This window comes from Corynebacterium lizhenjunii (assembly GCF_011038655.2).
In the GTDB taxonomy this organism is placed as follows: Bacteria; Actinomycetota; Actinomycetes; order Mycobacteriales; family Mycobacteriaceae; genus Corynebacterium; species Corynebacterium lizhenjunii.
On record NZ_CP064954.1, the window covers coordinates 1,097,541 to 1,109,265 of the forward strand.

The following is an 11,725-nucleotide window of genomic DNA, read 5'->3' on the forward strand; positions in this document are numbered from 1 at the left end:
GGCTGTTATCGCCCGGTCAGGGGCGCGCCGAATTTCGCGATAGCTCCACCGTTTTTTGCGAAGAAGTCCGCGAATGCTTTAAGTACTGTTATGCCCAACAGCGGCACCAACAGCGCCCAGAGGATGTTTGCAGCGCTAGAAGTTTCCGGTGCGGGTGTGGGCGCGGGCTTCGGGGTTGGCCGCGGTGCGGGGGTGGGCGCGGGCTTCGGGGTGGGCCGCGGGGCAGGATCTGGCACGGGGTCCGGCACAGGTGTCGGCGTTGGGGTGGTTGGGGCATCGTCGGCGGGGGCAGCACCGCCGGTGCACTCGCCCAGGGCGGCATCCCCGACAGCCACGGTCATGGTCTGCGGCGCGGAAGCCAGAGCTGTGCCGTCGGCGTCAATGGCGGTGTAGTACACGCGGAAGGCGTAGAGTCCCGGGCGGCTAAAAGCCCAGCCGGTGTGGGTGTGGGAGGCAAACGTTGTGTCCACGGTGTAGTCGCCGATGGTGGAGTCCGCCAGTACCTCGGCCTCATCGAAGCCCCGGGACAGGTACAACCCCCAGCTGGCGCCATCCGGAATGTGGACCGGCTCCAGGTGCAGCTGGACGGGCCCGTTGAGGCGAGAATAGTCCAACTGGGAGGTGTTATAGCCAGGCCAAATGACGTCCTGATTTTGCACCTGCGGCAACAGGTAAAAATACTCGCCCACGGGGCCCATGAAGTCGAATTCTTTAGCGGCCTGGTGCTGCGTGCGCTTGCGCCGCGCATTATCGTGTACCCCCAGGACCACGCTGTCTAGCAAACGGTGGACCACTTTCTTGTCCACCAGCGCGGTTTCATCTTTCAATCGGGTGTGCAGCTGGTTGCCCTCGCGCGTGACCGTAATGTCTACATGGCCGCGGTCGAGCACAGTCTTATCCGTGCAGTGCTCAGGCCCAGGCTCAGCTGAGTCTGCCGATGCCCCTACCGCTAGCACCCCCGCACCTCGCCCCGGGGTGTGCTGTTGGTGTGGTTGCTCAAGGGCAATCTCCGTCGCGCTAGCCCCACTGATGGTGGGGTGCGGCTTGATGCGGGTTTTCAGGACATAGCCGTCGAAGTCGCCGCCATCGGCAAAAACTACCTCGCCGTGGCCATCTGCGATAACGCCCTCGATGGGTTCCTCAGCGTAGGTGTCTTGTGCGGAGGCATACAGGCCACCTTCAATGAAGCCCCGGAAGTTCCTATCCTCAGTGTCGACGATAACGCGCGTATTGCCATCTGCCGTGGGCTCGGTACGTACCTGCACCCCGGGCTGGCCTAGGGTGGTCTCTTGCGGGGAAGAGACGACGCGCGGGTGCCCGGTATTGTCCTCCCAGGTCTCTAGGACGGCATCGGTGGCAACGTCCGCGTCGCCGCCGTGCGAGTCCGCCGCAGCCCGCGAATCCACCGCCACCTGAGCCCCAGGTTGATACTCCACCACGGGCGAGACCCACCGCGCAGCCTCTTGTCCGGCTGGAGTAAACACCGCCTGCAGCCGTGAAGATAGCGGACCCAGCATCTCCTCCCATTCGGCGTGCCCGCCAGAGACCTCTAAGTCGGTGAGGTGATAGCCGTCAATCAACACCGTCAAGGTGCCATCAGCACCGTTGTTGGCCGCAAAAGTCAGGGTACTCAAATGTTCATCGCCATCGCGGGTTGTAGCTCCGGCGTGTGGGGCCACCCTAAACTCATAGCCTGCCTGGTTTAAGGATGCCGCAGTGCCCGGGCGCGCGGCGGCAAAACGCTCCTGCAGGGAGGGGGAGGGGGCATCGGCAGGCTTAGTGCCACCAACCTGGATGACTGCCTGGGCGGGGGCAGAACGCAGCAACGTGCCCGCCGTCGTGCGTGCAGAGAGCTGATAGGTCAGAACGTAACGCCCCGGCTTGGTAAACAACGTGCTGTTATGGGTGTGCGAGCCGGCCTTGAGCGGATAGGAGCTCGGCGCCCCGGCAGAGGTGCCCAACATGCGGCCCGCGTCGGGGCTGTCCTCGTGGTAATGGCGGTAGAGCTCCACCTCGCCTGGGCCGTCCACAGACAGCAAGTCCAGGGACGTCACACCATCGCGAAAATTCTCCGTGGGCAGCTCTAAGTCCGCGCCGAAGCCCAACCAGATAGGGAAGTGGGAGCCATTGACCGTTGCCGGGGCGTTGTAGAAGGTCTGGCCGGGCTGGCCCACGAAGTCGAAGGCGCCATCGGCAGGCAACGTGAACTGGTACTGGCTGGCACCATTTTTGGCCCAACCCTTGCCCACCCAGGCCACTGTGTCCGCCAGGGAATGCAGCTCGCCGGCCTCCGGGTGGTTTTTTAGCCGGTACTCCGACTTCAACACCAGCTGGCCGTTCTCCCAGAACGCCTTCGGGGAATCCACGTGGGAGCCGGTGGCTACCTTTTTGCCATCGTCGGGCCCAGCGGCGGCTACGGCGGGGCTCAGCAGCGCGCAGGTGGTTAACACGGCAAGAAAGCGAGTGCGGAGGTGAGCCATGACGGCGTCCTTTCTGCAGGTGAGCGGACAAGCCCTCTCACTATAGAAAATCGCTGTCAATAATGCCTTGCGCCTAACCCCGCCCGCGGCGCGCCGGGCTGGCAACCTTGGAGAATATGAAAATGAATCTTATTTTCATTACCCCCGTTGGTGTGGGGCGCGGCGGCTTTGCGGGCCACCTCACCTGCCGGCCCTGACTGCCTAAGGCCGTTGGCATTACCACGGCCGGTAGAGTGAGTACCCATGAGTGATGTACGCGTAAGATTTTGCCCTTCTCCCACTGGAACGCCCCACGTCGGCATGGTTCGCACAGCCCTGTTCAACTGGGCCTACGCCCGCCACACCGGCGGCAAGCTCATCTTCCGCATCGAGGACACTGACGCCGCCCGCGACTCTGAGGAGTCCTACCAGGCAATCATTGACTCCCTGGAGTGGCTGGGTCTGAACTGGGACGAGGGCGTGAATGTGGGTGGCCCGCACGAGCCTTACCGCCAGTCGCGCCGCATGGACATCTACGCAGATGTCCTGGAAAAGCTCAAGGAGGCTGGCTACGTCTACCCGGCCTACTCCACCGCAGAGGAGGTCGAGGAGCGGCATAAGGCAGCTGGGCGCGACCCCAAGCTGGGCTATGACAACTTCGACCGCGACCTGACCCCGGACCAAATCGCCGCCTTTGAGGCGCAGGGCCGCCAGCCCGTGTGGCGTCTGCGGATGCCGGATAAGGACTGGACCTGGACGGACCTGGTGCGCGGCGAGATGACGTTTAAGTCGTCCACTCAGCCGGACTACGTGGTGGCTCGTTCCAATGGTGCCCCGCTCTACACGCTGGTCAACCCGGTTGATGATGCCCTCATGGGCATTACCCACGTCCTGCGCGGCGAGGACCTGCTGTCTTCCACCCCGCGCCAGCTGGCTCTGTATGAGGCCCTGGTGGATCTCGGTATTGCCCAGCGCACCCCGGTCTTCGGGCACCTGCCCTTTGTGATGGGGGAGGGCAACAAGAAGCTATCCAAGCGCGACCCGCAGTCCAACCTGTTTAACCACCGCGATAACGGCATTATCCCGGAGGGCATGCTCAACTACCTGTCCCTGCTGGGCTGGTCCCTTTCTGCGGATCAGGACATCTTCAGCGTCGAAGAGCTCATTGCTAACTTTGATGTCGCCGACGTGTTGGGCAACCCCGCGCGCTTTGACCAAAAGAAGCTGGAAGCCATCAACGCCGACCACATCCGCTTACTGGACCCGCAGGACTTCGCTCAGCGCCTGCGCGCCTACTTAAGCGAGTACACCGACTTCCCGGCTGATTATGACGCGGCCAAGTTCGCCATCGCGGCTGACCTGGTGCAAACGCGCATCAAGGTGCTTTCTGATGCCTATGGCCTCCTGTCCTTCCTGTCCACCCCAGACGCCGAGCTGGTGCTGGAGGAGAAGTCTGCGAAAAAGAACCTCAAGGAAGACGCCGTGCAGCCGCTCGAGGCTGGCATTGCCGCCTTGGAGGCGGTGGAGGAGTGGACCACCGCCAACATTGAGACTGCTTTGACCAAGGCCCTGATCGAGGACCTGGAACTCAAGCCGCGCAAGGCTTACGGCGCTCTGCGGGTGGCTATTTCCGGCCAGCAGGTTTCCCCGCCGTTGTTTGAGTCCATGGAGCTGCTGGGTAAGGATTCCACCCTGGCTCGCCTGCGTGCGGCCCTGGCGCAGACCCCTTGGCAGGCTGACTAGTTGATGCCCTAGCCTGCCCGTGCCCTAGCTTGCCGATGCCCCCTAAACTCACGGTTACTTACATCTGTGTAGTTTCCCGGGGGCTGGCGGTGCCCGCCGTGAGCCGCAAAACGTGCCCTATACTGGCGATTTGTGTGCATGGGCCATCATGCCTATAGTTATATCTCGTCGCACGGAGCGCAGGGCGCAAGTCAGAAGTTCTCCGGTAAAGACAATGGCCTATGGTGTAATTGGCAACACTACGGTTTCTGGTACCGTCATTCTAGGTTCGAGTCCTGGTAGGCCAGCAGTAACAACTGCTTAGCGGCAGAAGTTACAGTTCTAAGCCCCGTTCGTCTAGCGGCCTAGGACGCCGGCCTCTCACGCCGGTAACACGGGTTCAAATCCCGTACGGGGTACAACATACGTGAGGTGGATGAGTTCTTCATCCACCTCACGTTCTGCATGTGATGGGTGGGGTAGGGCTTCCTTGACGGCGGAATTATCTCAAAACGGCCTTCGCTCCAGAACATTATCGATGTAGTGTTGCCCTGCGAGCCATGAAGCAGCAGGCGCATTCAGCGAGTTCAGTAGACGGCAAGAGACCCGGTGAAGGCGCCGGAGCTCGTGCTCATTAATAAGAGGCTCCAAGTGGCCAGCGCGATTTCGGGCTTGCCGTACTATATCCGCCCAATTGTAGATAACTGCGTGCCCTGCAGTTTTATACGGAACACCTGGCCTGGGTTTAAAAGCATATTTCAGACACTCATTCCACAAATACATTCGATTATTCTTCGTTGAACTAGGATCTACATCCGGACGTGGCAGGAGCCATAACCATGACCCAAATGAAAGGCCAGCTACCAGGTCGTCATGACTAAGGTTGGTTGAAGCGTAGGTCTCTTCGATATTCCTCGCAGCCTGTTGGGCTGACTTCCAGAGCGGTTCCCTGCGAGGGGGTGAGATTACTTGTGCAAGTTTGGGGGCCGGATCGGTTAACCAATCCTGAGAATAAGGTTGAGATCGCGTCGGATCCACCTCGAAGTTTTGAGCGGCATTCCAGGAACATAGTCGGGCATTTATAGCATTTCTCAACTGCACCTCAACCATGGCGGTTGTAGAGAGGACTGCTCCGGCTACGTCGATGTTCCAGAGATAGAGATCCAAAGCCTTTAAGATGTCATTGTCCGCTGCCGCCATGTACTTCGCTAAGCGAGGACGGGAGAGCGAGGAGGCGATGGCTTGAGCATTTTGCACTTTCATGGCTCCTGTTATACACTTGGGTCCACAAGACGGGTTAAAATCCGTAAACAATTGGGAATCCCCGCTAGTTGGATTTAGCAGCTAGCGGGTTTCTTTGTCCCCTGTCTTCAGTGGGAAGAGTGCTTTCCTCTCAGCTCCGCAGCAGCAACCGGGTGCCTAATGGTCAAGATGCGGGCGGGTAACCTCACGGGGGTAGGTAAGTGGTATTGCGCTAGCCCCTACCAGTAGGTCACGAGCTGTTGCTCTAGTCGGCAAATCTCCTGCAAGCCCGCTGCCAGCCGGACAGTCCGTGTTATGACCAGTGCGGGGCCAAATCTTCTTTTTCAGATCTCTTCCCAAGGCGCGCTTGCTGGCCTACACTGCGAAGTTACATCCAAGACCACAGACGGAAAGGAGTTGTATGGAAGCAAGTGAACTAGAAATTCACTCCAAGTCGCTTTCACCTCTTGCAGTCACTGGCTAGCGGCACAGCCGTAATCCACAGCTTCAATCCCCGAGTATCTATCTGAAGTACAGGAGCTACCAGCGTAATGCAGCACCGTGAAAGCATTATCCCGGGCACAGCAACCCCCTTTACATACACGCTCTACATATCCCTCCCAGTCCCCACAGGGACACCGCGGAATAACCACTGATTCGATCCGCACCGCGAGAACACGATATACACGGAGCGCCTCCAGCTGTTGCCCGGGATAACTCATGCCTTGAGCAGGTGATTTGTCAATCAATAAGCCTCTGGTTTAGTCTTATCAGGTCCGCAACGCGACAACATGCCCCGTTCGTCTAGCGGCCTAGGACGCCGGCCTCTCACGCCGGTAACACGGGTTCAAATCCCGTACGGGGTACAAACAGAAGAACCGCCTGATGGCGGCTTTTCTGGTTTTCACTAACGGGCCTAATGGCCAAAAATGGGGGACCAGCTACCGGCGGCGCCGAACCTGGATGGTCAGGAGCGTAATCCCCGCGGCAAGCATGACGAAGCCAACCAGCAGTTCAGCTTTGTGCGTCTGCCGGAGAAGCGGGCTAGCCAGGTTTACCAGTTGATAGAGTAGTGCTTCGAGGATCATTCCGATGGGCAGGATCATGTTCCACCGAGGTTGATTGCGGGACCAGCTTCCTACCAACCCGAGTAGGGGGCCTGCCAAGCAAGCAGCTACAAACCATAGCCAGTTGTTAAAGAAAACGTAGCCCTGGTAGACGCCGAGGGCGAACAGCAGGCTGTAGTGCACGGCCAGCATGGTAAGGAGCGTCATGGTGCTGCAGATAGCGGCGGGTGCACTCCTTGCGTAGAGTTTTCCGGCAAAGAAAGCGCACGCCGCCCACAGGATCCCGGCGCCCAGCACATTGCCCACGACGCTGCTGATAAACATGAGGCTTTCAGCATGTCCCTCACGCATGTCCTCAGTGGACAGATGTGCAAGGGCGTAGCCGACGCTTGTGAAGGTGCACAGCAGAATCAGGGATCGGGTACGCATCGGGAGAATCCGGCCTTACTGGGTGGACCAGTATGCGTTACATTTGCTGGATAGTGGCCTGGTTAGCAGTCCCGTGATTAAGCGTTTCATGTTTGGTCCTTGTGCTTGTGCAGTCATGTGATGGATGCCGTGGAACTGCTTCGGATTTTTAGTATAAAAAAACTTTTAGAAGAAGTCAAGCTCAGCTGTGACACGCACCAGTAACGCGAAGTGGTGCTCAACAATATAATCGAAAGCCTTCACGATTGCGGTCCCTGGGCACAGAGTCTCCGTACCGGGTAGCGTCCCACCCCCACCGTCTACGGTCGCCGGGCCGAAAGCGATTCGCTGGCAGTGATTTCTACAGTCTTCATGTTTTCCTTGCGGTGATGGGGTATTGCTCGCTGGTTGCCACCGGGAAAGGCTATTGGGCCCCGGTTTGTTTCCAGCCCGCATCACCGCGGTGCTCTCAGCCCAGCTGCGCTGTTCCTCGCTACCTCAAGCTCATCCCCAATCGCCACGGTCTCGTTCGCTTCGGCTTGGCCTTCTTCCATGCGTAGTACGACGAACGGTGTACGTCGGGCACCTGACACGTCCGCTTTACCGAATATCGGTGGGTGTGGTCATCGATGAGCTTGGAGCGGATTACGAGTTCATCTCCTTGGTGAAATATACGGTGGCCTTGCGCAAGATATCGCGTTCTTCTTCGGCGATGGCCAGCTTCTTTTCCAGCTGCCGGATCCGTTCAGCATCACTGACTTGCTGGGCATGGGCTTGCTCACGGCTACGACGAGCGCGTTTGCCAGTGCCGTACTTGTCGACCCAGTTCGCTAGGGAATTTCGGTTAATACCAAGATCTGCAGCGATGGAATTGAAGGTCCCTTCCATAGAGTTCTCGTAGACCGCGACAGCATCGCGCTTGAACTGCTCAGAATACGTCTTACGGGGCATGGTCACACAGTACCTTTCTCCGGCTAGAAACTGGGGTTAGCCCATGTCCACTCCAAGGGGGGTTTAGCCCTGGTGCCAGCAGGATTACTGATCGGGTAAGCATGGGTTGGCCTCACTTTACTGGGTGGTCCAGTAAGATTGCACCTTCCTGAAAAGGGACCGGCGCGTATTTCAGCGTGTGCCTAGACGCCTGGTCTTGTGGAGACGCTGTTGGTGTGAGCAGCCCCGAGATTAGGCGTTTCACAATTGTCCTTGAGCCCGCCGTGCAGCAATGGGAGCACTGCAATGAAGCTGCTTCGAATTCTTCGCGTAGCGAAATACATTAACGAAGGCAACTGGCCAGGGCAGTTCACGCTCCCTGCTTAGGTTTAAACCCGGCCAATGGGCCGCGGCTAGAACTGCCGTGCAGCTACATCGGCACGCTGCGAATTGGCCAGGACATCCCGGAGCTCCTCGGCACTGACCGGCCGACCGGGGTCGTTGAGATAGTTCGCGGCAAAGCCCTCTTTGTCTGCGGCATAAGTCTGCGTGTAGCCGCCAGATTCGGGCTCAGCTCTCCAGGAGACGTCCATGCCGCCGCCGTCCACGGTGTCGAACCCAAGGGCCTGCACCAGGCGTGCTGCCTTTTCTTTTGCAGCGGCATCGTCGCCAAATAGTGGCAGGGCAGTGCGGGGCTCGCCGTGGGCGAGTGCTGGAATGTGGTGGAAGATGATGTTATTAAAGGCCTTGACAATAGTCACCCCTGGCAGCAAGGACTGCTCGTATTCGGCGGTGGTTTTCTCCAAGGAGTCCAACTGTGCAATGCGCCCATCGCGGTGTGGGTAGTAATTTCCCGTCGATATCACCAGCTTGCCGCGCAGCGCGTCCACCGGCAGAGATGGATACGCAGCCAGTGGAACAGCCAGAACTACCACGTCTGCATACCCGGCGGCTTCCTGCACTGTGCCTGCGTGTACTCCGTGGCCAAGCTCCTGGACCAGTTCCTGCAGGGACTCTGGGCCACGCGAATTAGCAATGGTCACGGAGATACCAGCGCGTACTGCCAGCCGAGCAACCGCCTCGCCGATAGATCCACTGCCGATGATGCCGATTTTTTCCATGGGTTTCTCCCTATCGTCGTCGTTTCACGCTACGTGTCTTCCGCCGGTTGCAACCCGTCGCGGCCCTCAATCTATTCCCCGGCCCCACCCTGCTCAGGTCCCGGGGTCGGTTCAGACTCAAGAATGAGGGGGAGCGCAGTACACCATTGGACGTGGAAGCGTTGCTGGCATTTGCCGTAGCTATTGGGGGCCTGCTGACGCACGAAGCTTGGCAGCTGCCACTTCCGGGGCTCGTGGGCTTCCGTGAGGGCTTTCGTGCTTTGAGATTAACTAGCTCATTCCCACAGTCACGTCACCTGGAAGGCCAAGGTTGTCCTAGGCCTCGTCCTGCACATTGTCGTCGCCTCGATTGCGCTCCCGCTGCTGATGTAGATCAGCCATGAGCCCTGGGTAAGCGAGTAAGCGGGGGTAAGTTGTGTAGGGTTGGACCTAAAGTTATGAAGCGTCCCAGATATAGGGCGCGCTCACGCATAAGGAAGTGCAGACAATGAAGGCTTTTCTGGATCCCCACGCAACGCCGGTAGATAAGGCAATTCAGTTCATTGAGTTAAAGTATCTTCACGGGCTCAAGGTAGTCCCCACGGACGAAGACATTGAAGAGGTCTTGACAGGCCTTGATGCCAATACGGAAGAAAACAAGCAGCGTGTGAAGGAGGAGCTCGGGCTGTAGGCTGTGGCAACTACGGATAGTCCCCAATTTTCCCTACGGGGAAGCCCGGGCGCCAACTGACTGACCCCCAGGCGTCCCTACCCCGCGTGACTGCCGAATCGCAGCTCAGATGAGCCAAAGAATGAGAATAGCTTCGCCTCAAAGTAGCACGAAAAGCTCATCTAACAGGTTTGGCACAGCGCTAGCTGTAGACTCACCAACCTGGTTGAATTCTATGATGTCAATGCTCTTTCGAGCGTCGTCATGCTTGGAAAACGGGAACTTCGGGTCGATATTCTTCCCCGATGTCCCTGAAAGCATGCCAAGGTTCTTGAGTTTTTCCGACACCGAATCCCTTGGAATTGTCCTCCCTCGTATATCCTCAAAGTACGCGAGAAGCCACGCATCAAAAGACTCGTTAGAAACTACGAAGCTACAAGCAGTGTTCCTAGTCGACGCCTGTCGCGCCTGCTGGAATCCTTGATCAAACTGAGTACGTGTAGAGTCATCAACATCCACGACGTAGAAGACGCGCGCAAAAGGAGCGTTCTTATCATGTTGCCGTACCCTGCTTGTAGCAGGGACAATCTTCTCCGGTGAGGAATCTGACTCACTAATGATCTGCAGGGATCCCATTCGATGGTGACGCTTCAACTGCTTGAAATACTCTGATTCAGTCACATTATTACGACCCTGACATACGATGAGGACTGCAGGCTTCATCGGGCGAGACCCTTGCGATCTTCTCCTGCGCGACTTAATGCTGACCATAATCTATCAGTCCTGTGCTATGGATTTCCGGAGCTCTTCGATGGCATTCGCCATGGAAATCGTGTGAGAAAGTGGGACCGCGCCGAATGCTCCTTGCAGGTATTGCTTCTCCAAATTGTGGTTTGGACGGGTGGGGAACTCGTCGAGTGCGATCAGTTGAGACTCCGAATCTGTCTTTTCGACGACCCACAATTCACTACGCTCCATTGGTTCCTCCGGATGCCGGCCCAACAACGTCGAATCATGCGTGCTAAACAACAACTGCGCACCGAGAGAATTCAGCTCAGTATCAGCAAATAAGCCGATAATTTCACGGACTAAAAAAGGGTGCAGGGAACTATCAAGCTCATCGACGGAAAGAATTCCGCCAATGGCAATGGCGTACAACGCCGGTGTGGCCAGGTCGATCCAGGCACGCGTGCCCTCTGACTCTTCCGACTCAGGCAGCTCGAAACTACCGTCGCGGGCTGAATGGTGAAATATGAAGTACTTGAAGAGCTCCTCAACATCAGCGGGATCGATGCGTTCCACCAACGGCATCTGGTCAGGTTCCGCACCAAAGTCCACCACAAACTTCGCTACGGAATCCGGCGCCTGCTCGTGAATACTAAGTCGTTGCACTCCCACATCAGCTGCACGAATCGTCTGGCTTAGCGTCTTTAGCAATGATGGAAGTTTTTGCGAAAGCTCAATGGTCCACCGGTGCCTATCGGCCCGATCTGTGTCGCTGTTCTCAATAAGCGGAAGAACCTTTGCCCACCATTCCGTCGCACCCGATAGTCGACCCCTATCTTTGATGGTTGTCCACGCGCTGAGAACTAGGGCAGTGGGGCGCATAAAGGCGCGAATATTCTCTTTCGACGCACTTGGAATCTTCATGTTCTGGCCAAACTCTACGTTACTTCCGTGCCTGCGGAAAGCCTTTGACCAGCGAGAGCTGACCAGGGCATCAAGTTCCTCTCGGAGAATGCCTGTGGCGTCTAATTCCAAGAACCACAGATAGCGAATGTCATCCTGGACAAACTCAACGCGAAATGAAGCCGGTTCTCCCATGCGCTGCTTGTGTGGATCATAGAGCGCCTTGAGAGCCGCAGGATTGCTTAATGAATGCTCGACAGCATGCTTCAGAAGGTGCAGCGGCTTCAAAGCGTTGGACTTGCCTGCGGCGTTGGGGCCCAGCAGCGCAGCGCGACGTAAAGTCTGAGATTGCCACGACTCACCCTTACTAGGACGAAGCGTCTTGAACTCACGCCTTTGCATGTCCAGGACGAATTCATCTCCAAAAGAGCGGTAGTTCTCCACCGTAAGCGAAAGCAACATAGGCCAATCCTAAACGTTTACCACTCAATTCTGCAC

Annotated in this window: 8 protein-coding genes and 3 tRNA genes; 5 read left to right on the forward strand and 6 right to left on the reverse strand. The window is 57.7% G+C overall.

Annotated features, from left to right (window positions below):
- Positions 1–5: 5 nt before the first annotated feature.
- Positions 6–2,480, reverse strand: a complete 2,475-nt coding sequence (locus tag G7Y31_RS05100; protein ID WP_165010545.1) for a choice-of-anchor M domain-containing protein — start codon at positions 2,478–2,480, stop codon at positions 6–8.
- A gap of 243 nt (positions 2,481–2,723) precedes the next feature.
- Here G7Y31_RS05100 and gltX point away from each other — a divergent pair, with 243 nt between their 5' ends.
- The 4 genes from gltX to G7Y31_RS05120 all read left to right on the forward strand — a co-directional run bounded on the left by gltX (position 2,724) and on the right by G7Y31_RS05120 (position 6,289).
- Positions 2,724–4,202: a glutamate--tRNA ligase gene (gltX, locus tag G7Y31_RS05105; protein ID WP_165010543.1), complete on the forward strand. Its 1,479-nt coding sequence runs from the start codon at positions 2,724–2,726 to the stop codon at positions 4,200–4,202.
- Positions 4,203–4,417: 215 nt separating this feature from the next.
- Positions 4,418–4,489 (forward strand) — tRNA-Gln (locus G7Y31_RS05110).
- A 38-nt stretch (positions 4,490–4,527) separates the two neighbouring features.
- Positions 4,528–4,600, forward strand: a tRNA-Glu gene (locus G7Y31_RS05115).
- 1,616 nt (positions 4,601–6,216) lie between these two features.
- Positions 6,217–6,289 (forward strand) — tRNA-Glu (locus G7Y31_RS05120).
- A 75-nt stretch (positions 6,290–6,364) separates the two neighbouring features.
- Here G7Y31_RS05120 and G7Y31_RS05125 read toward each other — a convergent pair.
- From G7Y31_RS05125 to G7Y31_RS05135, 3 genes are all read right to left on the reverse strand, one after another.
- Complete coding sequence (locus tag G7Y31_RS05125; protein WP_165010541.1) at positions 6,365–6,919, reverse strand: DUF6518 family protein; 555 nt, start codon at positions 6,917–6,919, stop codon at positions 6,365–6,367.
- A 624-nt stretch (positions 6,920–7,543) separates the two neighbouring features.
- Positions 7,544–7,849: a transposase gene (locus tag G7Y31_RS05130; RefSeq protein WP_165010539.1), complete on the reverse strand. Its 306-nt coding sequence runs from the start codon at positions 7,847–7,849 to the stop codon at positions 7,544–7,546.
- A 392-nt stretch (positions 7,850–8,241) separates the two neighbouring features.
- Positions 8,242–8,949 (reverse strand): NADPH-dependent F420 reductase, encoded by a 708-nt coding sequence (locus G7Y31_RS05135; RefSeq protein ID WP_165010537.1) that lies wholly within the window; start codon positions 8,947–8,949, stop codon positions 8,242–8,244.
- 487 nt (positions 8,950–9,436) lie between these two features.
- On the opposite strand from G7Y31_RS05135, the gene G7Y31_RS05140 reads away from it, so the two are divergent.
- Positions 9,437–9,619, forward strand: a complete 183-nt coding sequence (locus tag G7Y31_RS05140; RefSeq protein ID WP_165010535.1) for a hypothetical protein — start codon at positions 9,437–9,439, stop codon at positions 9,617–9,619.
- Between the two features lie 138 nt (positions 9,620–9,757).
- Here G7Y31_RS05140 and G7Y31_RS12065 read toward each other — a convergent pair whose 3' ends face one another.
- Positions 9,758–10,369 (reverse strand): RloB family protein, encoded by a 612-nt coding sequence (locus G7Y31_RS12065; RefSeq protein WP_425321655.1) that lies wholly within the window; start codon positions 10,367–10,369, stop codon positions 9,758–9,760.
- 6 nt (positions 10,370–10,375) lie between these two features.
- Positions 10,376–11,689, reverse strand: coding sequence for an AAA family ATPase (locus tag G7Y31_RS05150; RefSeq protein WP_165010531.1), 1,314 nt, complete (start codon positions 11,687–11,689; stop codon positions 10,376–10,378).
- Positions 11,690–11,725: the final 36 nt, after the last annotated feature.